This is a genomic window from Streptomyces tropicalis, from assembly GCF_029269835.1.
GTDB classification, from domain to species: Bacteria; Actinomycetota; Actinomycetes; order Streptomycetales; family Streptomycetaceae; genus Streptomyces; species Streptomyces tropicalis.
Map to the genome: position 1 here is coordinate 12,731 of NZ_JARJBB010000021.1, position 22,966 is coordinate 35,696.

Here is a 22,966-nt window from a genome sequence, read left to right on the forward strand (position 1 = left end):
CCGCGCCCGGCGGCCCCGTCTGTCCGGCGGCCCGGAGGGGCCTGAGCCGCCGGAGGGGCGCGGGTCGTGCGCCGGGGTCAGATGGCCACGGTCCGGCGCCGGCCGGAGGCCCGGGCCATCGCGTGCTGGACGACGCCCACGAGGACCTCCTTCACCGACCCTCGGTCCCGGGCGTCGCACAGCACCACCGGGGTGCCGTCGTCCAGGTCGAGGGCGCGCCGGACGTCGTCCACGGGATGGCGGGCGGCGTCCTCGAAGCAGTTGACGGCGACCAGGAAGGGGATGTCGCGCCGCTCGAAGTAGTCGATGGCGGCGAAGCAGTCCTCCAGGCGGCGGGTGTCGGCCAGCACCACGGCGCCGAGCGCGCCCTCGGACAGCTCGTCCCACATGAACCAGAAGCGCTCCTGCCCGGGGGTCCCGAAGAGGTAGAGCACCAGGTCCTCGCGGAGCGTGATGCGGCCGAAGTCCATGGCCACGGTCGTGGTGTGCTTGGCCTCGACGCCGGAGAGGTCGTCGACGGGACGGCCCACCTCGGTCAGCAGCTCCTCGGTGCGCAGCGGCCTGATCTCGCTGACCGCGGCGACCAGGGTCGTCTTGCCCACGCCGAAGCCGCCGGCCACCAGGATCTTGAGCGTGACGGGCTCGGTCGCGGGCTTGCCACGCTCAGAACGGCCGAAGATCATCGGTCTCTACTCCTGCTCGGTGTGGTTCGGGCGACGGAGGGCCGTAGCCCCCGCCGCCGGGTGTCTCGACGACGAGTACGTCGCCCGGGGCGACGTCCGCGGCATCGCTTCCGGCCAGTTCCTCGACGGTGCCGTCGGCACGCAGCACACGGTTGGCACCCAGCGCGCCGGGCTCGCCGCCGGCCATGCCGTACGGCGCCACCCTGCGGTGCTGCGACAGCGTGGAGACGGTCATGGGTTCGAGGAACCGGATCCGGCGGACCGCGCCGTCACCACCCCGCCAACGCCCGGCGCCCCCGCTGCCGTGCCGCACGGCGAACTCCTCGAGCCGGACGGGCAGCCGCCATTCGAGGACCTCGGGGTCGGTGAGCCGGGAGTTGGTCATGTGGGTCTGGACGACGTCCGCGCCGGGGAAGCCGTCGCCCGCGCCGGACCCGGAGGCGACGGTTTCGTAGTACTGGTGGTGCTCGTTGCCGAAGGTGACGTTGTTCATCGTCCCGGAGCCCTCGGCCTGGACGCCGAGCGCCGCGTACAGCGCACCGGTGACCGCCTGGGAGGTCTCCACGTTCCCGGCCACCACGGCGGCCGGCGGTGCCGGGCTGAGCATCGAGCCGGGCGGCACGACGACGGTGAGGGGGCGCAGACAGCCGTCGTTGAGCGGGATGTCGTCGGCGACGAGGGTCCGGAAGACGTACAGGACGGCCGCGTTGACCACGGAGAAGGGGGCGTTGAAGTTGGTGGTCAGCTGCGCGGAGGTACCGGTGAAGTCGAGCGTCGCCGCACGGCGGTCGCGGTCCACCCGGACGCGGACGCGGATGACGGCGCCCGCGTCCGTCTCGTAGGCGTACTCGCCGTCGTCGAGAGCGTCGATGACGCGGCGGACGGCTTCCTCGGCGTTGTCCTGGACGTGCCGCATGTAGGCCTGGACGGCGTCGAGGCCGAAGTCGCCGATCATGCGGCCGACCTCGTCGACGCCCTTCTGGTTGGCGGCGATCTGGGCGCGCAGGTCGGCGAGGTTGGTGTCCGGGTTGCGGGAGGGGTAGGGCGCCTCGGTGAGCAGCCGGCGGGTCTCCGCCTCCCGGAACCGGCCGTCCTCGGCGAGGAGCCAGTTGTCGAAGAGGACGCCCTCCTCGTCGATGGTGATGCTGCGCGCGGGCATGGAGCCGGGGGCGATGCCGCCGATCTCGGCATGGTGGCCGCGCGAGGCGACGTAGAACAGGAGGCGGTCACCCTCCGTGCCGAAGACCGGGGTGATGACGGTGACGTCCGGGAGGTGCGTCCCGCCGTGGTACGGGTCGTTGACGGCGTAGGTGTCGCCGGGGCGCATCGTGGCGCCCCGGCGCCGGACGACCTCCTTGACACTGGTGCCCATCGACCCCAGGTGCACGGGGATGTGCGGGGCGTTGGCCACCAGGTTTCCGTCAGGGTCGAACAGGGCGCAGGAGAAGTCCAGGCGTTCCTTGATGTTGACCGACTGGGCGGTGGACTCCAGGCGGGCGCCCATCTGCTCGGCGATGGACATGAACAGGTTGTTGAAGACCTCCAGGAGCACCGGATCCGCCTGGGTGCTCGCACGGGAACTCTGCGTGACCACCGCGCGTTCCATGAGCAGATGCCCGCCGTCGGTGGCGGCGGCCCGCCAGCCGTCGTCGATGACGGTGGTCGCGCCGTCCTCCGTGATGATCGCGGGGCCGGTGACGCTCTCGCCGGGAGGGAGTTCCTCGCGGTGGTGCAGGGGGACCTCGCGCCAGACGCCGCCGGTGTGGAGGCGGACGGGCTCGGGGCCGGTGCGTCGTTCGGCGCGGCCGGGCGGGCAGGGGGCGAGGGCGGAGAGATCGGGGGGTGCGGTGAGGCCGGTGGCTTCCACGGAGAGGGCTTCGACGACGACGGGGCGGTCGAGGGTGAAGGAGTACGTGGCGCGATGACGTTCTTCGAAGGAGTGGCGCATGCCGTCGGGGTCGGTGAGGTCGACGGTGAGGGGAGTGTCCGTGCCGTCGTAGCGCAGCTGGGCCCGCCGGGCGACGCGGATGCTCTCACCGGGCACGTCCTCGGCGAGGAGTTCGGCGCGGGCCGCGCTCTCCAGGTCCTCCGCGGTCTTCAGCACGCCCGGCATGGAGACGGGTTCCAGGGGTGCCTCGACGGACTGCTCCCGCATGGCGGTGGTGTCGGCGAGCCCGATGCCGAGGGCGGACAGCACGCCGGCCATGGGCGGCACGAGGACGGTGCGGATGCCGAGTGCGTCGGCGACCTTGCACGCGTGCTGCCCGCCGGCCCCGCCGAAGGTGGTCAGGGCGTACCGGGTCACGTCGTGGCCCTTCTGCACGGAGATCCGCTTCACGGCGTTGGCGATGTTGGCGACGGCGATCCTGAGGTAGCCCTCGGCGACCTGCTCGGGGGTGCGGTCGTCGCCGGTTCCGGCGCGGATGTCGCGGGCGAGGTCGGTGAAGCGCTCGCGGACGACGGCCGCATCGAGCGGCTCGTCGGCTCCGGGTCCGAAGACGTGCGGGAAGTGCGCGGGCTGGATCCGGCCGAGCATGAGGTTGGCGTCGGTGACGGTGAGCGGTCCGCCTCCCCGGTAGCAGGCGGGGCCCGGGACCGCGCCTGCGGAGTCGGGGCCGACGCGGTACCGGGAGCCGTCGAAGTGGAGGACGGAGCCGCCGCCGGCGGCGACCGTGTGGATGTCGAGCATGGGGGCCCGCAGCCGCACCCCGGCGATCCGGGTGGTGAAGACCCGTTCGTAGGCGCCCGCGAAGTGGGACACGTCGGTGGACGTGCCGCCCATGTCGAAGCCGATGACGCGGTCGAAGCCGGCGAGCTCGGACATGCGGGCCATGCCGACGATGCCGCCGGCGGGCCCGGACAGGACGGCGTCCTTCCCGCGGAACTGCCCGGCCTCGGCGAGTCCGCCGTTGGACTGCATGAACATCAGGCGCACCCCGGGCAGTTCGTCGGCGACCTGCTGGACGTAGCGGCGCAGCACCGGGGAGAGGTAGGCGTCGACGACGGCGGTGTCGCCGCGCGGGACGAGTTTCATCAGCGGGCTGACCTCGCTGGACAGCGAGATCTGAGGGAATCCGATGCGGGCCGCCAGTTCACCGACGGCCTGCTCGTGCCCGGGGTGGAGGTGGCTGTGCAGGCACACCACCGCGACGGCGCGGATTCCGTCGTCGTAGGCCTCCTGCAGCGGGCCGGTGAGCGCGTCCAGGTCGGGGGCGCGCAGGACGGTGCCGTCCGCGGCGATGCGCTCGTCGATCTCCACCACGCGCTCGTGGAGCAGTTCCGGCAGTTCGATGCGGCGGGCGAAGATGTGGGGGCGGTTCTGGTAGGCGATGCGCAGCGCGTCGCGGAAGCCGCGGGTGATCAGGAGGAGAGTGCGCTCCCCGGTGCGTTCCAGCAGGGCGTTGGTGGCGACCGTGGTGCCCATGCGGACGGCCTCGATCGGCTCCCCGGAGCCGTCGAGGAGGGCGCGCACACCGGCCACGGCCGCGTCGGCGTAGTGGGCCGGGTCGTCGGACAGCAGTTTGTGCGTGACCAGGCCGCCGTCCGGACGTCTGGCGACGATGTCGGTGAAGGTGCCGCCCCGGTCGACCCAGAACTGCCAGCCTGTCACGTCAGTACCCCGCTTCCGCGCCGCTCACAGCGCCCGCAGGCCGTTGATCACGTCGCGCAGAATACTCTCGTCGGGCAGCTCCGCCGGGGGCACCGGGCGGTTCACATGGACGTACCGCTGGTCCACGAGGTCTCCGACGAGCACCCGCACCACGCCCACGGGCAGGTCCAGCTCCGCGGCGAGTTCGGCGACCGACTGGGCGGTGCCGCGGCACAGCCGGACGATGTCCACGTGCTCCGGCGACAGGGTGTGGTCCGTCTCCGGATCGTCCACGTGGGGTTCCGCCACGACGACCGCGATCAGGTCGAGCCGGTGCTGGGCCGCATGGGTGGTGCGGCCCCGAGTCATGGCGTAGGGCCGGACCACCGGTCCGGCCTCGTCGTCGAACCAGTGGCTGCGCGCCTGACCGTCTCCGCTCATGCCATCTCACTACCCGCCTGCGGGCACGTCGGTGCGCGGGGCGGCACCCAGATGGACGCCGACCCGCTTCACGAGCAGGGTCATCTCGTAGGCGACCAGGCCGACGTCGGAGTCGGCGTCGGAGAGCACCGCGAGACAGCTTCCGTCACCTGCGGCGGTCACGAACAGGAAGGCCTCGTCGAGCTCCACGACGGTCTGCCGGACGCTGCCCGCCTCGAAATGGCGGCCGACGCCCTTGGCGAGGCTGTGGAAGCCGGACGCGACGGCGGCGAGATGTTCGCTGTCCTCGCGGGTCAGGTCCCTGGACACTCCGGTCGGCAGGCCGTCGCCGGAGAGCACGAGAGCCTTGCGGATACTGGCGACCCGGTCCACGAGATCGTCGAGGAGCCAGTTGAGCGTTCCCTGGCCGGTCGGTGTCTGGCCGGTGGCCTTCGGTGCGGTCATCGACCGTCCCCCTTAGTCGTTCCTTGTGCTGTGCCGTTCTGGGCGTCGTGGCCCTCGGCGTTCTCGTCACGGCCACGCTGCCAGCCGCGCTGGAGCGAGGCCATCCGGCTGCGTACCTCGTCGGCGTCGCGGTCGGCGAGGTCGGACCGGGTCTCGGTGCGCTGCTCGGAGTCCTGTTTCAGCTGCGGGGCGAGGCTCGCCTGCCGCACACGGCGGGGCAGTGCTCCCGCCGTGGCGGTGGGCGCGCCGGATGCGGCGTCGGGGCTGACCGCAGCGGTGTCCGGGGTGCCGGCCTCCGGAGCGGGCCTGCGGGTGCGCTGCGGCAGTGCGGGCAGTTGCTCCGGCTGCCGGCCGCCGGAGCGGGCGGCGTCCCCGGAGCGCTCACCGGGTGCGGTGGCGCGGCCGAGGGGCGATGCGCCGCGGCGGCGGGACGGCAGCGGTGCGGCTGCCTCCGGCCCGGAGTGGCGGAGGTCCGCCCGGTCCGCCCGGTCCTCGTCGGCCGGCTCCTCACGCCGGGGGCGCTGGTCGCCGACGGGGCGGCCGTGGGAGCTGACCAGCTTCGGCGTCCGGCGCGGGGACGGCGGGACGGGGGCGCCACGGTCCTCGTCCGCGGGCTCGGGGGCGCCGGGCAGGTCGGTGGGACGGGGCTCGCCGCCGGGGCGGTGCGCGGGGTCCGCGCCGTCGGACGTGCTCCGGGTGCGGCGCGGGCGGAAGAGACCTCCGCGTTCGCTCTCCGGGTCGTCCAGGGCTCCGGGGAAGTCCGTGAGGGCGTCCAGGTCGACGGCGGGTTCCAGCTCCACGGGGCCGTCCAGCAGGGACGTCGGCAGTCCGGGGAGGCGCACGGGCGACTGTGTGAGGGCGGCGCGGCGGTGGGCGTCACGCTCGGCCGGTGTGCCGGCCCGGTCCCGGTCCAGGCGGAAGCCGAGGCCGTTGGTGTCGGGGACGTCGTCGGTCAGGAGCGTGTCGGGGACGAAGACGACCGCGGTGGTGCCGCCGTACGGGGAGGGCTGCAGGGAGACCCGGACGTTCTGCCGCTGGGCAAGACGACTGACGACGAAGAGGCCGAGCCGGTCGGTGTCGGAGAGCTCGAACTCGGGGGTCTCCGCGAGGCGGAGGTTGGCGTCGAGCAGTGCCTCGGCGGCCATGCCGAGGCCCCGGTCGTGGATCTCCAGGGTGAAGCCGTTGGCGACGTGCGCGCCGACGACCTGCACGGCCGTGTGCGGCGGGGAGAACACCGTGGCGTTCTCCAGGAGTTCGGCGACGAGGTGGGTGAGGTCGGCGACGGCCGGGCCGGTGACCGCGATGCGCGGGAGCCGGCGGACCTCGACACGTTCGTAGTCCTCGACCTCCGCGACGGCCGCGCGGACGACGTCCATCAGCTGCACCGGTTTGCGCCACTGCCGGGACGGCGCGGCACCGGAGAGGATGACCAGGCCCTCGGCATGGCGGCGCATGCGCGTGGTGAGGTGGTCGAGGCGGAAGAGGTCGGCGAGTTCCTCGGTGTCCTCGGTCCGGCGTTCCATGGTGTCGAGGAGCGTGAGCTGCTTGTGCAGCAGGACCTGGCTGCGGCGGGCGAGGTTGACGAAGACCTCGGACACACCGGCACGCAGTTCGGCCTGTTTGACGGCGGCTTCGACGGCGGCACGCTGGAGGGTGTTCAGGGCCTGCCCGACTTCGCCGATCTCGTTCTTGTCGTACTCCAGGCGCGGTGCCTCGGTCTCGACGTCGACCTCCTCGCCGGCGGAGAGGCGGCGCATCACGCTGGGCAGGCGGACACCGGACGCCTCGTGGGCCTCCAGCCGCAGCTGCCTGAGGTCGCGGATGAGGCTCCGGGCGATGCGCACGGACAGGAAGAGCGAGACCACGAGCGCGACCAGGCCGAGGGCGCCGGCGACGGCGGCCTGGAGGATGACGTTCATGGCCACCGGGCGCACGCGGTGCTGCTGGCGGTCGTTCGCCTGGTCGTCGAGGTCGCGCAGTTCGTCGAGCGCGTTCCCGGCGGCGGTGTCCCAGCTCCGGGCGGTCACCTCCAGGTGCGTGCCCGTGCGGGCGGAGGTCACGGCGCGCTCGGCGGCGCGCAGCGGTGCGGTGGTGGCGCCCTTCCAGAAGCGGTCGTAGCGGTCGCCCTCGGCGGCGGGCAGCAGCGGCAGGCTGATGTCGTACAGGAGGGTGCGCTGGGCGACGAGGTCGGAGATCTCGTGGGCCTCGGTGCGGGAGACCTTCCCGACGACGAGGGCCGAGCCGAGCAGGGCGTCCTCGCGGGAGAGCAGTTCCCGGGCCCGGGAGACGTTGACGAGGCCGCGGGACTGTTCCTCCAGCTCCACGTCGTCGACGCCGTGCAGTCCGGCGAGCAGCGTGTAGCAGGGTTCGACCAGGCGGTTGTAGAGGTCGAAGGCCTGGGCCCGGGTGAGGGTGCCTCCGGACACGCTTCGGCGCAGGGCGGCGGTGCCGTCGAGGGCGTCCAGGACCGCGGTGAGGTGATCGCGGTCGGCGTCGTCCAGTCCGGCGCGGGGGCTGGACCGTGCGGCGTTGCGCCGCATCGCGGCGATGGCTCCGTCGGCGACGGCCCGGGTGCGGCGGAGCGCGGTGAGGGCGTCGGAGGCGCGGGGGTCGGCGAGGTAGACGAGGGTCTGGCGGCGTTCCTGCTGGAGCGCGCGGACGGTGTCCTCGGCGGGGTAGCCGATCTTCTCCACCACGTCGGTGACCTGGAACAGGCGGGTCGCCTCGCGTCCGGTGATCACGGTGGCGAAGGCCCAGACCGCGGTGAGGGACAGCAGCGGCACGAGCAGAAGCGCCACGATCTTCCTGCGGATGGATTTCCCGCGAAAGCGCATGGCCTCCCCCAGCTCGACCCCCTCCGACGGGGGGTACACCTGTGCGTCAACAAACGGCGCGAGCCTACTACCGACACGCAGATAAACCGAAGACCTGTCCGGAGGCAGAACTTCCGCATCGACGACAGGAGATGGCGAGTTGTCGGGGAATTGCGGGAGATGATCGCCGGAATCGGAGGGCACCGGCCCTGCCGGAACGGCTCGTCCGACCGGGACGGTTGGCCGAAATTTTTCGCCGACAGGGAATCTTCGGGGCGCCTCGTTCGTCCTGCTCCATGGGAAATGAGGGCGGAATCGGCCGCTGAGGCCGTGTCCCGCACCTGGGGCGGCGTAAAGCGGCGCGAGCAGGGCAGCCAGAGGGGAGCCGGTTCTTCGGACACCGGGGCCGAGCGGTCTGCTGGCGGTGGGGAGTGACACGTTGATGGGCACGGCGGGGCGGCGCGAGTCGGTCGTGGACAGCGGAACGGCGTACGGGAGGAGAACGGGCCAGCGGACGGCGCATGAGGCGCAGGATCCCGCTCCGGCCGGAGCAGCGGTGGCCGGGGCCGTGAGGGCCCGACAGCAGCCCTCCTGCCGGCCGTTGTGGGTCGAGGAGCCCGCCGGGCGGTCGCGGCTGCCGGATCCGGTGCGGGTCGCGGCGGTGCGGGCGGTGCTGATCATCTCGGTGACGCTCATCCAGGCGGTGACGGCGTTCCTGTGCACGATGGCGGGATCGTGGCTGGCGTTCCCGATGGTGCTGAGCAGCGTCGCCAGCACGGTGGTGGCCACCTGGTCCGTGCTGGACGTGTGGGTGACCCGTCAGGTCTGGAGCCAGCGCCACGGCGTGGTGTCCGCACCGAGCAGCACGGCCCGGGCGCTGCGGCGGGAGCGCCGGAGGGTCCGGCGGCAGGAGCGGGCCGTCGAGCGCACGCAGGAGCGCATACGCCGGCGCGGCGGCCGGGGTCAGCTGTCGCATCCCTGACCGGGCGCGCCGCGCGGACGCGTTCGCTTGCGAACCCGGCCACTCCGGCCCCGGCCGGCCCGGACTCCGCCCGGTCCGCCCCGGCACACGGGCGGGCCCGGGACGGCGGACGGGATCCGGGACGGAGGCCGACAGCCGGCGCGGCGCCTACGAGCCGCTCGGCACGGGCCGCTTGAACATCCGCGTGGCAGTGATCTCGCTGTGCACGGCCTCACCGGCGGACGGCTCGGAGGGCAGGCCGGGGCGCAGGTGCTCCTCCACGCTGATGTACTTCAGGCCCGCCCGGAGGTCGGCGTCGTTGCGCAGCCGGATGACCAGCGGGAACTCCGCGAGCGCCGTCGTGTCGAACAGCCCGGTGGTGTAGAGCAGCTGGACGCCGAGGGCGTCGGACACGGCCCGCTGGAGCTCCAGCAGATAGGTGGCGTTGGCGCGGCCGATGGGGTTGTCGAGGAACAGGGTGCCCGCGTGCCGGTGCCTGTCGCGGCCGCGGTCGTTGGACCGCAGGGCCGCCATCGTGCAGTACAGGGCGATGGCGGCGGTGAGCAGCTGGCCGCCGGAGAACACGTCGCCCATCTGCCCCACCGGGACGCGTTCGGCGCGCAGCACGGCGTCCGGCTTCAGGATCTCCACGGCCACGCCGCGCGGCTGGAGGGCGGCGGCCACGCCCCGCAGCAGCAGCGACATGCCGTCGCGCCGCAGGTCGGAGTTCTTCTTCAGGGCGGAGCGGGTCGCCTCGTCGACGACCTCGCCGAGCCGTTCCGTGAGGCTGGCCTGGTCGGGCTCCTCGAAGCGGATCCGGAGGAATTCCTGCCCGGACCACTCGCCCAGCCCCTCGGGCAGGCGGGACAGCCGCTGTGCGGAGCGCAGGGTGGCGAGCGCCGACTCGACCAGTCCGCGCAGCCGGTCCACGATCGAGTCGCGGTTGCGTTCCAGCTGCGCCAGCTCGTCGGTGAGGACGCGCAGCCGGGGCGCGAAGGCGTCCGCCCACTTCTGCGCGTGGTCGGGCAGCGCGGACGCGGGCAGCTCGCGGATCTGCTGCCGGGCAGGGGTGCGGACCTGCTCGTAGCGGGTGGCGTTGGCGTGGCGGACGAGGACGTCGCTCGCCTCCCGGACGCCGGCCTCGGCGGCGGACAGGTCGGCGGCGCAGCCGCGCAGTGAGCGGCGCGCCTCCGCGGCCGTGTGCCGGGCCTCCTCCGTGCTGCCCGGGTACGGCTCCGGCTCCTCCCGGTCCTCGTCGGCGGCGTGCTCGCGCAGCAGGTCGCGGAGCATGGCGGCGATCTCGTCGAAGCCGCCGGCCGCGTCCTCGGCGGCCCGGTGCTCCTGGAGGAGCGCGGTGTGCGCCTCGCGGGCCCGGTCCAGCGCCTCGGTGCGGGAGGTGAGTTCGGCGGTGGCCGTGCGCAGCAGCGTCTGCGCGTGCTCGGCGTCGCGCGGCAGCAGGTCCCCGGGCAGGTCGGTGTGGGCCTCGGCGTCCTCGGGCGCCAGCCGTTCGGCCTCGCCGCGCAGCCGGCCGAGCTGCTCGCTGGCGGTGGACATCCGGGTCTCCAGGAGCTGGACGAGCTCCTCGGCGCGGGCGGCGGCGGCCTGGCGGGACGGCCCGTCGGAGCCGTCCGGCGACTCGAGCAGCTGCTCGGCCCGGGTGCGGACCTTGTTGCTGAGCCGGTCCAGCTCGGCGCGGGCGGCGCTCTCGTCGCTCTCCGCGTGGGCCTGCTCGGCCCGCAGATCGGCCCCGACGCCGACCTTCTCGTACAGCTGGGACGCGGCGCGGTAGGCCTCGCGGAGTGCGGGCAGCGACGCCTTCGGCGCCTCCTCCGCGGACTCCGGTACGTCGTCGGGCGCACCGGCGATCTCGGACCGCTCGGCGCGCAGGGCGCGTGCGGTGCGGCGGGCGTCGTCGGCGGCGCGCTGGGCGGCGCGCCGGTCCTCGTCGGCAGCCCTGGCCCGGTCCAGGCAGGCCTGGGCGCGGGCCTCGGACTCGGCCGCCTCGTCGGCGAGTTCACGCAGTTTGACCTGCCAGCCGGCGCGCTCGCGCAGCCGGAAGGCGAGCCCGGCGAGGGCGTCGGCGGCGCGCCGGGCACGCTGTGCGGCCTCCTGGCGTTCGTCGCGGGCCTGCGCGGCCTCGGCGGCCGTCTCGTCGGACTCGGCCCGTACGGTCCGCGCCTCGGCCAGCTCGGCCTCGGCCTCCTCGGCGAAGGCGCGCGCGTCCTGGGCGGCCAGGGCGAGTTCGGCGAGCCGTCCGGCGGGGCAGCCGGTGCGCCAGGACGCCAGCCGCGCGGCGAGTTCGCGGTCCTTGCCGAGGCGGGTCGCGCGGGTGCGGATGGCGGTGTCGCGTTCGGCCGCCCGGGCGCGCAGTGCCTGACGCTCCTCGTCGGCTGCGTGCTCGTCGTGCATGGCCGGGTTAGGCGGGACGAGGAAGACGTCGCCGGGAGCGGTGTCGGCGGCCGGGGTCGGGGCCAGCAGAGCGGCCGCGGTACCGACGGCGACGGCGGACCGGGGCAGCAGGGCCGCCTCGGCGAGGGCCGCGCGGGCGCGGGCGTGGGTGTCGGGGTCGGTGATGACGACGCCGTCGACGAGTTCGGGCCGGGCCGCGAGGACGCGGGCGTGGTCGGCCGGGTCGACGGCCTGGGCGAGGTAGCGCCAGCCGGGCAGCGCGGGGATGCCGTGCTCGCCGAGGAACTCGACGGTGGCCAGCACGTCCGGGCCGGGCGGCAGCAGCCCGCCGTCGCCGAGCGCGCCGAGGATCCGGGCGTCGTCGGCGGCGGCCGTCCGCAGCTCGAACAGCTGCCGCTCGGCGGTGGAGACGGCGTCGTCGAGGAGGCCGCGCAGTTCGTCGGCCCAGCGGTCGAGGTCCTCGGGGGTGAGGGGGCCGGCGAGGGCCGGTACGGCAAGGTCGCCGGCAGGGTCCTCCGGTCCGTCTCCGTCCGCGTCCTCGGGGGCGGAACCGTCGCGGTCCGGTGCCGCGCCCCGGGATCCCAGGGGCCCGTCGGAGCCGGTCCGGGGGGCGGGCACTCCGGCCCGGCCCGGGGCGGCGGTGGCGGTGGCGGCCGGCAGGCTCAGCAGTTCCGCGAGGCGTTCCTCGGCGGCCAGTGCTCCGGCGGTGCGGTGCTCCGCCTCGTGGGCCCGCTCGGCGGACGCGGCCGCGTCCGCGGCGCGGGCCGCGGTGAGTTCGGCGCGGGATTCGGCGGAGGCCGCTTCCCGGGCGTGCTCGGTGGTCTTCCGCGCGGCTTCGCGGGCGGTGTCCCAGGCGGCGACGGCCGTCTTCTCGGCGTCGCTGGCGGCGAGGGCGGCGCGGGCCGGGTCGGCGTCGGGGGCGCTGTCGTCGAGCCAGCCGGCGCGGACGGCCTCGGTGGTCTCCTGCTCGACCTCGGCGAGCCGCTGGCGCAGGTGGCCGGTCTCGCTGCGGGCGCGCTGCGCCTCGGTGGCCGCCGCGGTGGAGTCGCGGTACGCGGCCTCGCCGGCCTCCTGGAGTCCGGCCGAGCGCTCCTCCTCCTCGTTGGCGAGGCTCTCGGCCCGTCCGGCGGCGGCGTGCAGGGCCCGCACGAGGTCCACGGCGGCCCGGGCGCGGGCGGCGAGCGCCGGGGCGGCGTCCCGCTCGGCCTCCTGGATCGCGGCGGAGACCCGGGCGGCGCGGTCGGCGGCGGCGCGGTGGCGCAGCACGACCTCGGCGGCCTGCCAGGCGGAGTGCAGGGTGCGCGCGTCGGCCAGCTCACGCTTCTGCGCGGCGGCGGACTTCTCGGCGGCGGCGAGTGCCAGGGAGGCGTGCCGGTAGGCCAGTTCGGCGGAGACGAGGGCGCTGCGCTCGCGGGCGCCCTCGGAGTGGGTGGCGGCGTAGGCGGCGGCGGTGACGCGCTGGGCGAGGTCGCCGGCCCGCACCCGCTCCTGGACGGCGCGGGCGGACAGCCGCCGGGCCAGGGTGCGGGTGCGCCGCTCGGCTCCGGCGTGGACGTCGCGCGCGCGGCTGCGGGCCGCGGTGGCCTCGACGATCCGTCCGAGGAGGTCCACCGAGCCGGCGGTGAAGTCGCGTTCGGCGATGAGTTCGGCGCGGCGGCCGAGTTTGCTGCCGAAGCCGCCGACGAGGTCGGCGAGGCCGTCGGTGTCGCGGGTGTCGGTGACGGCGCGCAGCAGCAGGTCGGCGAAGTCGGAGTCCTTCTTCACCGCGAACAGGCCGGCCGCCTCGCCCTCGTCGGCGTTCATCTCGCGCTGGTAGCGGAAGAGTTCGGGGTCGAGGCCGAGGTCGCCGAGGTGCTCGGTCCAGCGCTCGTGGATCTCCTCCCAGTGCACCTCCAGGTGCGGGTAGGTCCTGCCGGCCTCGGTGAGGGCGTCGCGGAAGCCCTTCATGGTGCGGCGGCGGCCCCGGGCGCCGGACCGGCCCTCGGCGGCCGGGCGGACGGCGGTGCCCTCGGCGACGGGGAGGTTGTCCAGGCTGAGGCCGGGACCGGGCCGGAAGGAGTACCAGGCTTCGGCGAACTTGCGCGGGTCGTTGGACACCTGGCGTCCGCGCCACTCGCTCACCTTGCCGACGACGACGCACTCGCCGGTCTGCACGTGCTGCCATTCGAGCGCCACGTGCCCGCAGTCGTCGGCCAGGAGGAACTTGCGCAGCACGCCGGAGCTAGCGCCGCCGAGCGTGTTGCGGTGGCCGGGCAGCATGACGGAGAAGATCAGCTTGAGCAGGACGGACTTGCCGCCGCCGTTCTCCAGGAAGAGCACGCCGGCGGGCGCCGGGCGGCGCGGCGGGCCGACCGGCTCCTCCTGGAAGAACTCCGCCTGGGCGGGCGCCGGGTCGGGCACGGGTTCGCCCACTCCTCGCAGGTCAAGCACGGTGTCGGCGTAGCGCGCACCGGCGGGCCCGATGGAGTGGAGGCGGACCCGGGACAGCTCGTACATGGCGGACTCTCGTCAGTCTTCTTGCGGTTCGGCGGTTCGGCGGTGGGCGGGGCGGCTCAGGAGTGGAACGGCAGCCCCGCGTCGGCAACCAGGTCCAGGTCGTCGGTCTCCTCGGCGGGCAGCAGGCTGGCCGTGCCGTCGGTGACGGGGACGACGCCGAGGTCGAGGAGCTCGGCCAGGGCGGCGCTGCTCGCCATGTCGCGGACCTGGAGCTGGTAGCGCGCGGTGGTGCGGTAGGTGCCGCCGCCGTCGTCGCCGGTGCGCTGGAGGAATCCGGAGTCGGTGAGGAAGCCGACGGCCTTGGCCACGATGCCGGTGGTGGAGGCGGCGGGACGGCGGGCGTCCTTGGTGGCGCCGGTCGCGCTGCGCCGGGCCCAGATCCGCCAGGCGGCCTCGAGTCCGGGGGCGTCGGTGACCGGGTCGGTGTTCTCGCCCTGCTCGGCGGCCCGCTCCTCCAGCCGGCGGCATGCCTGGCGGACGAAGGCGTCGACGCCGTTGACGCTGACGCGGCCGATGTAGCCGTCGTCGGCGAGGTCCTCGGGGCGCGGGAACGCCAGCGTGGCGACGGCGAGATGGGCGAGGCCGTGCAGGAACCGGTCACCCGAGTCGGCGGCGGTGCGGCGCGCGTAGTCGCCCATGCGGACGGCGAACACCGAGTCCTCGGCGGCCGCCACCGCCATGCCCGCGCGCGGGGACACCTCCAGGACGACCAAGCCGAGGCCGGCGGCGACGGCGTCGGCGAGCCGCGCGAACGCGGGGTCCTCGCGGTGGCGGCGCAGCAGCTCGGCGTACTCCTGGTCGCGTGCGGGCTGCAGTCTGGGCTGCAGGCCGAAGGCGACGAGCCGGGCCGCGTCGGCAGCGTCGGCGGGCGTGACGGCGGCGGCCGACGGCGCGGCGGCGGGCTCGGGCTCGCTCCACTCGGCGTGCTCGGTCACGGCGGGGACTCCTCGGGTGGGGGGCGGTCGTGGGAAGGGGCGGCTCCGGAGGGGCCGATGTCTGCGGGGGCGTGGGCGGCGGGCCGGGCGGTCGCGCCCGGGCCGCCGGGTGCCGGCGGCGGCCCGGTCACACGGCCTCCGTGCGGCCGGCCGCCATGCCGGCCGCGTCCAGCAGGGCCGTCCCGACCACGAGGTCGGCACCGCCGAACTCGGCGTCGTCCAGGTCGGTCCCGTCGTCCACGGCGAACAACAGCCGCTGCTCGCCCTGGCGGTAGGCCGTGCCGACCGGGGGGCTCGCCGCGTGCACGGCCAGCAGGGCGACCAGGTAGGGCAGGTCGGGGTCCTTGCGCCGGGCCTCGGCGAGAAGGCCCGACAGACGCCGCGGGGCGTCCGCCGGGAGGTCCAGCAGCTCCGTCGCGGCCGCGAGCTGCTCCTCGCTGAACCGGCTGTCGTCCGGCGTGGCGATCAGGTCGGGCTCGGGCATCTCGGCGCCGAGGTGCTCGCGCTCCACGGGCGGCGTCAGGAGTATGTCGACGAGGTCGCCGATCCGTACGGACACCGGCGTGCGCAGACCCGTCCCGCGGGCGAAGAAGACGTCCGTGACGCGGGTCGCCCGCTCCAGCGGCAGCGGCAGCGTGGGGGCGAGCAGATGGCCGTAGAGGTCGGTGCCGGAGGTGGTCAGGGGGGCGGAGAAGGCCTGCCGGTCCTGCTCGGCGCGGAACAGCGGGCCGGCCTCCAGCAGGCGGGACTGGAGCTGGGTGTGCCGGCGGATGCAGTCCTTGACGATGTCGACCAGCTCGGCGGCGCGCCGCTTGTTCTCCGGGTCCTCGGACTCGTCGCGGGCCTTGCGGATGTTGGTGAGGATCGCGTTCTCGTGGCGGTAGCGGTCGGCGACGTGGTCGAGGGCCTCGGTGATCATGTCGGGGACGGCGTGCAGCCAGTCCACCGCCCGGACGTTGCGCCGGGTGGCGTCGAGGGCGCGACGCAGGGTCTCGGAGTACTGCACGGTGCGGTAGCGGGCCTGCTCGGCGGCGAGTTGGGCGTCGGCGAGGCGGCCGCGGCTGACGAGCACCTCGAGTTTGACCTCGGCGGCGATCTGCGCGCTGGTCACGTCGGTGTCGAGGGCGCCGACGAGGACGTTGACCGCTTCGTCCGTGGTCCTCAGGTAGACGCTGCCCCCGGGGCCGGGGACCTCCTCGACGAGCTTGAAGTCGTAGTCCCGGCGGACGTAGCTGCCGTCGGGCGCGAAGGTGCCGTAGACGGCGCGGAATCCGCGGTCGACGCTGCCGACGTTGATCAGGTTCTCCAGGACCCAGCGGGCCACGCGCTCGTGCTCGGCGGCGGGCCGCTGCGGAGCCTGTGCGTGGACGCGCGGGACGAGGCGGGCGACGACCTGGTCGTGGTCGGCGCCGGTGTCGAAGTCCATGTGGAGGGTGACCAGGTCGATGGCGGCGAGCGCCACCTCGGCCATGCCGTACACCGAGTACTCGCCGGCGAGGTTGGCCTTGCGTGCGTCGAGGTCGTGCAGCGGCGCCGTGCAGGCGAGCGCGCGCAGCCGCCGCGCCAGCCCCTCGTCGGCGGCCGGCCCCGGGGCGGGGCGCACCGCCGCGCTGAGCTGGGGCGGAACACGGTCCGTCGATGCAGGCGAAGTCACGGTGCACAGACTAGGTCCTCCGTCCGACAACCACCCAAACGACGCAGACGCGGCCCCGGTGCCCGGGCCGGTCAGTGCCGCAGGGCCGTGTCGAGCTGGTGGCGGAGCGCGTCGAGCCGGCTGCGCCCGGGGCTGAAGACCGGCATCTGCCGCACGATGCCGCGCACGGCGGGGCCGGCGGTGGCGATCGCCCGGCGGATCTCCGCGTCGCCGACGCGGGTGTCGCCGCCCGCCACGAGCTCCGCCGCACGGGCGGCCTGCATCGCCGGTCCGAGGGCGTGCTTGGCCTGGTGGGGGGTGGCCAGCGGGTGGATGTAGGGGGCCGCCGCCGCGTAGCCCGCGGCGCGGGCGGCCGCGGTCGCGGCCGGATCCCCCACCTCCCGGGCGGCGGCGAGGGCCGCGAGGGCGAGCGGGCGCAGCGGCCCGATCCGCAGCTCCGCGCGCGCGTAGGCGCGGATGCCGTCGAGGGCCTCGCGGGGGCGGGTGTCGCCGGGGGCCCTCTCCTCGAACAGTGCCAGCGCCCGCGCGGCGCAGTCGGCGGCCCACGCCCCCAGCCGGCGGCGGTCCTCCTCGCTGATCATCACCTCGTCCACCCGCACATCCTGCCGGTTCCGGCCCGCGCCGTCACCGAGGCGCGGCGTTCCCCCCGGGGGCCGGGCCCGGCTCGCACGTCCCGATCCCGTCCGCGTCGGACGTCCCGATCCCGTCCGCCCCGGACGGACCGATCCCTACCTCCGCCTCAGGCGTCCCGATCCCGTCCCGCTCGGGCGTCTCAGGCGTCCTGGCCCACCCGCCGCCGGTACACCTCGACCACGCGGTCGAGCGAGTCGTCGAGGTAGACGGTGAGGACGTGTTCGGCCTCGTCGCGGTCGCCGGCCCGGAGCGCGTCGAGGAGTTGGCGGTTGCGGACGAGGTACGGCTCGTGCAGCCGCCGCGGGTCGTCCACGACGTGGAAGGCGAGCCGGAGTTCGGCGAAGACGCTGCGCATCAGCTCGTCGGTGCGGTCGCTGCCGGCCAGCGCGACCAGTTCCCGGTGGAAGTGGATGTTGGCGGTGCCCAGCTCTTTCCAGTCACCTTCGCGGGACGCCCGCTGCCCCTCGGCGACGGCCTGTTCGAGGCCGTCCACGGCGTAGGGCGGCTCGCCCAGCCCGCGCACCACGGCGCACTCCACCAGGCGGCGGGTGCGGTAGATGTCCTCGACGTCCTCGACGGTGAGCACCCGCACGAACACGCCGCGGTTCAGTTCGTGCACGAGGAGCCGCTCGTGGGTGAGCAGCCGGAACGCCTCGCGCAGTGTGTTCCGCGACACACCGAGTGCCCCGCCGATGCCGTCCTCGGACAGCCGGGTGCCGGGCGGGAAGAACCCGTCGGCGATCCGGCTGCGGAGGATGTCCGACACGCGCTCGGCGGTGCTGGTGCGGCCCAGCAGGGCCCGGTCGCCGGCCAGTCCCGTCAGCTCCTCTGCCATGCCCGGAATTCAATCGTAGAGAGGGGATCGAATCAACAGGGGTATTGAAGGATCGTTCAACGATCCTCTACCTTGCTGCGCATGGCTCCGCCTCCCCCACGTCCGGCGGCGCCGCGAAGCTCGGTACGGCCCGGCTCGACTCCCCGCACCCTCCCGTCCCCCCGAAGCGAGGTGCCCATGAGCACGACCCCGACCCCTCCGCCTCAGGCCACGGCCTCCGGTACCCCCGCCCCGCAGGGCGAACATCCCGGCGACGACGGCGCGCTGGGCTGGCTGCGGGCGCTGGACCCGCGGGGCCGCCGCGCCTTTGCGGGAGCCTTCGGCGGCTACGCCCTCGACTCCTACGACTACTTCACGCTGCCGCTGAGCATGGTCGCGCTGTCGGCGTACTTCGGCCTGGACGACGGACGGACGGGGCTCTTCACCACCGTCACACTGGTCGTCTCGGCGGTCGGCGGGGCGCTCGCGGGCATGGTCGCGGACCGGGTCGGCCGGGTCCGGGCGCTGCTGGTCACCGTGATCACCTACGCGGTGTTCACCGTGGCCTGCGGTTTCGCGCCCAACTACGAGACGCTGCTGGTCTTCCGCGCACTGCAGGGCCTCGGGTTCGGCGGCGAGTGGGCGGTCGGCGCCATCCTCGTCGCCGAGTACGCGAGCGCCCGGCACCGGGGCCGCACACTCGGCGCGGTCCAGAGTTCCTGGGCGATCGGCTGGGCGCTGGCCGCGATCGTCTACACCCTGGTGTTCTCCTTCGTCGGCGCCGACCTGGCCTGGCGCGTGATGTTCTGGACGGGCGCGCTGCCCGCCCTGTTCGTGCTGTGGGTGCGACGCCGGGTGCACGACGCCCCGGAGGCGGCGGCCGCGCGCGAACAGAGCACCGAGAAGGGGTCGTTCGCCGCCATCTTCAGGCCGGGCACGGCGGACTCGCCGGGCCTGCTGCGCACCACGGTCTTCGCGAGCCTGCTCTCCACCGGCGTCCAGGGCGGCTACTACACCCTGGCGACCTGGGTGCCCACCTACCTGAAGACCGAGCGGGGCCTGTCGGTCGTGGGCACCGGCTCCTACCTCACCCTCCTCATCTCCGGCGCGTTCATCGGCTACCTGGCCGGCGGCTACCTCACCGACCTGCTCGGCCGGCGGCGCACCATCTGGCTCTTCGCCCTGCTGTCCGCGGTCTGCGTCCTCGCGTACGCGAACATCCCGAGCGGCGCCAACACGCTGCTGCTGGTGCTGGGTTTCCCCCTCGGCTTCTGCATGTCGGCCATCTTCAGCGGCTTCGGCTCCTACCTGAGCGAGCTGTACCCGACGGCGGTCCGCGGCACCGGCCAGGGCTTCACGTACAACACCGGCCGCGCCGTGGGCGCCGTCTTCCCGACCGTGGTCGGCTTCCTCGCCGGGAGCTGGGGCGTGGGGGGCGCGCTGGTCTTCGGCGCCCTGGGGTACGCCCTCGCGGCGCTCGCCCTGCTCGGGCTGCCCGAGACGCGCGGGAAGGAACTGGCGTGAGCGCCCCGGACCTGACCGACCGGCGGGACCCGGAGGGCCGGGCCCGGGCCTCCGGCCCGCGCGTCCCGGCGGCCCGCGGAGAGTCGGCCGGGCACCCGGACCCGGTTCCGGCCGGCGCGCCCGCTCCGGGTCCGGCGGGGGACCGCCCGGTCGTGCTCGCCGACGCGCACGCGCGCGCGTGGAGCCCGGCCGCGGCCCGCGCCCGCTTCCGCGCGGGGCTGACCGGCCCCACGGCCGGAGTCGCGGCCGGCCACACCCAGGTGAACCTGATCTCGGTCCCGGCCGACTGGGCGTACGAGATGCTGCTGTTCTGCCAGCGCAACCCCAAGCCCTGCCCGGTCCTCGACGTCACCGACGCCGGATCCTGGAGCACGGTCCTGGCCGAGGGCGCCGACCTGCGCACCGATCTGCCGCGCTACCGGGTGTGGCGGGACGGCGAGCTGGTGGACGAACCGACGGACGTGCGCGGCCACTGGCGCGGCGACCTGGTCTCCTTCCTGCTCGGGTGCAGCTTCACCTTCGAGTGGGCGCTGTCCGGGGCGGGCGTGCCGATCCGCCACGTCGAGCAGGGCCGCAACGTGCCCATGTACGTGACGAGCCGTCAGTGCCGCCCCGCCGGACGGCTGCACGGGCCGCTGGTCGTGTCGATGCGCCCGGTGCCGCCGGAGCACCTCGCGGCGGCCATCCGGGAGAGCAGCCTGCTCCCGGCGGTGCACGGCAGCCCCGTGCACTGCGGCGACCCCTCGGGCCTGGGCGTCGCGGACCTCTCCCGCCCCGACTTCGGCGACGCGGTGGACGCCGAGCCCGACGACATCCCGGTGTTCTGGGCCTGCGGGGTCACCCCGCAGGCGGCGGTCATGGCCTCCCGGCCGCCCTTCGCCATCACCCACGCACCGGGGCAGATGTTCCTGACCGACGCCCGCGACGAGCAGTACCGCGTCGCCTGAGGAGAGACCCGAGGGACCCATGACCTCGATCGACCTGAACGCCGACCTCGGCGAGGGCTTCGGCCGCTGGACGCTGACCGACGACGAGCGGCTGCTGTCCGTCGTCACCAGCGCCAATGTGGCGTGCGGCTTCCACGCGGGCGACGCCGTCACCATGCAGCGGGTGTGCGAGCTGGCGGCCGGCCGCGGCGTACGCGTCGGCGCGCAGGTCTCCTACCGGGACCTCGCCGGATTCGGGCGGCGCGCGATGGACGTGCCGCCCGCCGAGCTGGCGGCCGAGGTGGCCTACCAGATCGGCGCCCTGGAGGTCTTCGCCCGGGCGGCGGGCACGCGCGTGTCGTACGTCAAGCCGCACGGCGCGCTCTACAACCGGGTGGTGCACGACCAGGAGCAGGCCGAGGCCGTCGTCGCGGGGGTGCGCCTGGCCGGCGCGGCGCTGCCGGTGCTCGGGCTGCCCGGCTCCCGGTTGCTGGAGCGGGCCGCCGAGGCCGGACTCCCCGCCGTCACCGAGGCGTTCGCGGACCGCGCCTACACCGACGGCGGCACCCTCGTGCCGCGCGGCCGGGACGGCGCGGTGGTCACCGACGCGGAGGCCGTCGTGGAGCGCTCGCTGGGTCTGGCGCACACCGGGCAGGTCGTGTCGCACACCGGCGCGCCGGTCGCGGTGCGGGCCCGCTCGCTGTGCCTGCACGGCGACACCCCGGGCGCGGTGGAGCTGGCACGGCGCGTCCGGGAGCGCCTGACGGCGTCCGGGGTGCGGGTGGAGGCCTTCGCATGAGGGCACTGCCCGTCGGCGAGCGGGCCCTGCTCCTGGAGGTCGCCTCGGGCGAGGAGGCGCAGTCCCTGCATGCGGAGTTGGTGCGCCGCCGCGCGGAGGGCCTGCTGAGCGCCGCCGAGATCGTGCCGGCGGCGCGCACGGTCCTCCTCGACGGCCTCGCCGACCCGGCGCGGCTGGCCCGCGAACTGACGTCGTGGCGGGTGCCGCCGGTGCCGCCGCGCGAGGAGCGGGTCGTCGAACTCCCCGTGCGTTACGACGGCCCGGACCTCGACGCCGTCGCCGCCGCCTGGGACGTCACCGCCCGGGAGGCGGCCCGCCTGCACGCGGCCACCGAGTTCCGCGTCGCCTTCTGCGGGTTCGCCCCCGGCTTCGGCTACCTCACCGGGCTGCCCGCGCACCGCCACGTACCGCGCCGCGCCACTCCGCGCACCGCCGTCCCGGCCGGCTCGGTGGCGCTCGCGGGCCCGTACACCGGGGTCTACCCGCGCTCCTCGCCGGGCGGCTGGCAGCTGATCGGCACCACCGACGCGGTGCTGTGGCACCACGCGCGCGTGCCCGCCGCGCTGCTCTCGCCCGGCACCCGGGTGCGCTTCGTACCGGAGGGCGCCGGATGACGGACCACGCCTTCTGTGTCGTGCGCGCCGGGGCGCTCACCACCGTCCAGGACGAGGGCCGCCCCGGCCACGCCCACCTCGGTGTCCCCCGCTCGGGGGCGCTGGACGCCCCGGCCGCCGCACTCGTGAACCGGCTGGTCGGCAATGCGCCCGGCGCCGCCGTGCTGGAGACCACCCTCAGCGGCTGTGCGCTGCGCCCCCGTTCGGAGGTGACCGTGGCGGTCGGCGGCGCGCCCTGCCCCGTGACGGTGGACGGCCGGGCGGTGGCCTGGGGCGCGCCGGTACGGGTGCCGGGCGGGGCCCTGCTCGACGTGGGCCCGGCCTCCGCAGGAGTGCGCGCCTACGTGGGCGTGTCGGGCGGGGTCGCCGTCGAGCCGGTGCTCGGCAGCCGCTCCACCGACCTGCTGTCGGGACTGGGTCCGGCGCCGCTCACCGACGGGGCCGTGCTGCCGCTGGGGCCTCCGGCCGGTGTCCCCGCGCGCGTGGACGGTGCTCCGCAGCCGCGCCCGCCCGCGGAGCTGGTGCTGCGGGTGGCGCTCGGGCCGCGCGACGACTGGTTCGCCCCGGCGGCCCTGCGCGTCTTCACCCGGGGCACCTACCGGGTGTCGTCGGCGAGCAACCGTATCGGACTGCGCACCGAGGGCCCCGCCCTGGAGCGCGCCCGCACCGGCGAACTGCCCAGCGAGGGCATGGTGCTGGGAGCGGTGCAGGTCCCGCCCGACGGCCGCCCGGTGGTGTTCCTGGCCGACCATCCGACGACCGGGGGCTACCCCGTGATCGGGGTCGTGCGCACCGCCGACCTCGCGGCCGCGGCGCAGGCGGTGCCGGGCACGCCACTGCGCTTCGTGCCGGCGGGGCGCCGCTGAGGACACGGGCGGCGCCGGTGGACGTCCCCGGGCCGCACCCGGCACGGCGTGGACACGGGCCGCGTCCGCCCGCCCGGTTGCCCGTGTGCCCGGTTGCCGGCCCGCCCGTCCGCCCGCGGCCGGCATCCGTGCCTGAGAGCGACGCCCGACGGACCGCGCCCCGCGCGCGGAGCCGCCCGCGGCCGGGATCCGCGGGTCCGGCACGGGCACTGCGCGGGCGCGGAGCCCACCCGCACGTGCCCGGCGGCCTCGCGCAGGCCGGGCGTCGACCGCACCCCGTACGCGTCGAGCGGCGCACATCGGACGGCGCGGGTCCGGGATGCGGCCCGGCACCGGGCGGCCGGCACGGGCGGACGAGGACCGCA

General features: G+C 75.1%; 16 protein-coding genes. 6 read left to right on the top strand and 10 right to left on the bottom strand.

Features of this window, described 5'->3' with window-relative positions:
* Positions 1-77: 77 nt before the first annotated feature.
* Genes P3H78_RS27655 through P3H78_RS27675 form a run of 5 tightly spaced genes read right to left on the bottom strand, consistent with a single transcriptional unit; the run spans position 78 to position 7,991 of the window.
* Positions 78-683 carry a GTP-binding protein gene (locus tag P3H78_RS27655; protein WP_276111898.1) on the bottom strand — a complete coding sequence of 202 codons (606 nt, stop codon included), beginning with the start codon at positions 681-683 and terminating at the stop codon, positions 78-80.
* Positions 664-4,293: a hydantoinase B/oxoprolinase family protein gene (locus tag P3H78_RS27660; protein ID WP_276111899.1), complete on the bottom strand. Its 3,630-nt coding sequence runs from the start codon at positions 4,291-4,293 to the stop codon at positions 664-666. The genes P3H78_RS27655 and P3H78_RS27660 overlap by 20 nt, the downstream gene beginning before the upstream one ends.
* 24 nt (positions 4,294-4,317) lie before the next feature.
* Positions 4,318-4,713, bottom strand: a complete 396-nt coding sequence (locus P3H78_RS27665; protein WP_276111900.1) for a DUF742 domain-containing protein — start codon at positions 4,711-4,713, stop codon at positions 4,318-4,320.
* 9 nt (positions 4,714-4,722) lie between these two features.
* Entirely contained in the window at positions 4,723-5,157 is a 435-nt protein-coding gene (locus P3H78_RS27670) for a roadblock/LC7 domain-containing protein (protein WP_276111901.1), read from the bottom strand.
* The gene (locus tag P3H78_RS27675; RefSeq protein ID WP_276111902.1) at positions 5,154-7,991 is read right to left on the bottom strand and encodes a sensor histidine kinase; all 2,838 of its coding nucleotides are present in this window, start codon (positions 7,989-7,991) and stop codon (positions 5,154-5,156) included. Before P3H78_RS27675 ends, P3H78_RS27670 begins: the two co-directional genes overlap by 4 nt.
* Positions 7,992-8,394: 403 nt before the next feature.
* Between P3H78_RS27675 and P3H78_RS27680 the strand changes: the two genes are divergently transcribed.
* The gene (locus tag P3H78_RS27680; RefSeq protein ID WP_438828051.1) at positions 8,395-8,952 is read left to right on the top strand and encodes a hypothetical protein; all 558 of its coding nucleotides are present in this window, start codon (positions 8,395-8,397) and stop codon (positions 8,950-8,952) included.
* Positions 8,953-9,099: 147 nt separating this feature from the next.
* Here the strand turns inward: P3H78_RS27680 and P3H78_RS27685 are convergent, their stop codons facing one another.
* From P3H78_RS27685 to P3H78_RS27705, 5 genes are all read right to left on the bottom strand, one after another.
* On the bottom strand, positions 9,100-13,836 hold the full coding sequence (locus P3H78_RS27685) for a hypothetical protein (RefSeq protein WP_276111904.1): 4,737 nt from the start codon (positions 13,834-13,836) through the stop codon (positions 9,100-9,102).
* Positions 13,837-13,892: 56 nt separating this feature from the next.
* On the bottom strand, positions 13,893-14,771 hold the full coding sequence (locus tag P3H78_RS27690; RefSeq protein WP_276111905.1) for a hypothetical protein: 879 nt from the start codon (positions 14,769-14,771) through the stop codon (positions 13,893-13,895).
* A gap of 127 nt (positions 14,772-14,898) precedes the next feature.
* Positions 14,899-16,425 (bottom strand): hypothetical protein, encoded by a 1,527-nt coding sequence (locus tag P3H78_RS27695; protein ID WP_276111906.1) that lies wholly within the window; start codon positions 16,423-16,425, stop codon positions 14,899-14,901.
* A 71-nt stretch (positions 16,426-16,496) separates the two neighbouring features.
* Entirely contained in the window at positions 16,497-17,018 is a 522-nt protein-coding gene (locus P3H78_RS27700) for a putative immunity protein (RefSeq protein ID WP_276111907.1), read from the bottom strand.
* Between the two features lie 179 nt (positions 17,019-17,197).
* Positions 17,198-17,893, bottom strand: a complete 696-nt coding sequence (locus P3H78_RS27705) for a GntR family transcriptional regulator (protein WP_276111908.1) — start codon at positions 17,891-17,893, stop codon at positions 17,198-17,200.
* A 177-nt stretch (positions 17,894-18,070) separates the two neighbouring features.
* Here P3H78_RS27705 and P3H78_RS27710 point away from each other — a divergent pair, with 177 nt between their 5' ends.
* The 5 genes from P3H78_RS27710 to P3H78_RS27730 all read left to right on the top strand — a co-directional run bounded on the left by P3H78_RS27710 (position 18,071) and on the right by P3H78_RS27730 (position 22,601).
* Complete coding sequence (locus P3H78_RS27710; RefSeq protein ID WP_276111909.1) at positions 18,071-19,396, top strand: MFS transporter; 1,326 nt, start codon at positions 18,071-18,073, stop codon at positions 19,394-19,396.
* 152 nt (positions 19,397-19,548) lie between these two features.
* Positions 19,549-20,343 carry a putative hydro-lyase gene (locus tag P3H78_RS27715; RefSeq protein ID WP_276111965.1) on the top strand — a complete coding sequence of 265 codons (795 nt, stop codon included), beginning with the start codon at positions 19,549-19,551 and terminating at the stop codon, positions 20,341-20,343.
* A 19-nt stretch (positions 20,344-20,362) separates the two neighbouring features.
* Complete coding sequence (locus tag P3H78_RS27720) at positions 20,363-21,121, top strand: LamB/YcsF family protein (protein ID WP_276111910.1); 759 nt, start codon at positions 20,363-20,365, stop codon at positions 21,119-21,121.
* Positions 21,118-21,735, top strand: a complete 618-nt coding sequence (locus P3H78_RS27725) for a 5-oxoprolinase subunit B family protein (RefSeq protein WP_276111911.1) — start codon at positions 21,118-21,120, stop codon at positions 21,733-21,735. The genes P3H78_RS27720 and P3H78_RS27725 overlap by 4 nt, the downstream gene beginning before the upstream one ends.
* Entirely contained in the window at positions 21,732-22,601 is an 870-nt protein-coding gene (locus P3H78_RS27730; RefSeq protein ID WP_276111912.1) for a 5-oxoprolinase subunit C family protein, read from the top strand. The genes P3H78_RS27725 and P3H78_RS27730 overlap by 4 nt, the downstream gene beginning before the upstream one ends.
* Positions 22,602-22,966 lie beyond the last annotated feature (365 nt).

Coding starts and splice junctions, on each gene's coding strand:
- P3H78_RS27730 (WP_276111912.1), top strand. CDS start 21,732: ATGACGGACCACGCCTTCTGTGTCGTGCGCGCCGGGGCGCTCACCACC.
- P3H78_RS27705 (WP_276111908.1), bottom strand. CDS start 17,893: ATGGCAGAGGAGCTGACGGGACTGGCCGGCGACCGGGCCCTGCTGGGC.
- P3H78_RS27725 (WP_276111911.1), top strand. CDS start 21,118: ATGAGGGCACTGCCCGTCGGCGAGCGGGCCCTGCTCCTGGAGGTCGCC.
- P3H78_RS27675 (WP_276111902.1), bottom strand. CDS start 7,991: ATGCGCTTTCGCGGGAAATCCATCCGCAGGAAGATCGTGGCGCTTCTG.
- P3H78_RS27655 (WP_276111898.1), bottom strand. CDS start 683: ATGATCTTCGGCCGTTCTGAGCGTGGCAAGCCCGCGACCGAGCCCGTC.
- P3H78_RS27665 (WP_276111900.1), bottom strand. CDS start 4,713: ATGAGCGGAGACGGTCAGGCGCGCAGCCACTGGTTCGACGACGAGGCC.
- P3H78_RS27670 (WP_276111901.1), bottom strand. CDS start 5,157: ATGACCGCACCGAAGGCCACCGGCCAGACACCGACCGGCCAGGGAACG.
- P3H78_RS27720 (WP_276111910.1), top strand. CDS start 20,363: ATGACCTCGATCGACCTGAACGCCGACCTCGGCGAGGGCTTCGGCCGC.
- P3H78_RS27685 (WP_276111904.1), bottom strand. CDS start 13,836: ATGTACGAGCTGTCCCGGGTCCGCCTCCACTCCATCGGGCCCGCCGGT.
- P3H78_RS27710 (WP_276111909.1), top strand. CDS start 18,071: ATGAGCACGACCCCGACCCCTCCGCCTCAGGCCACGGCCTCCGGTACC.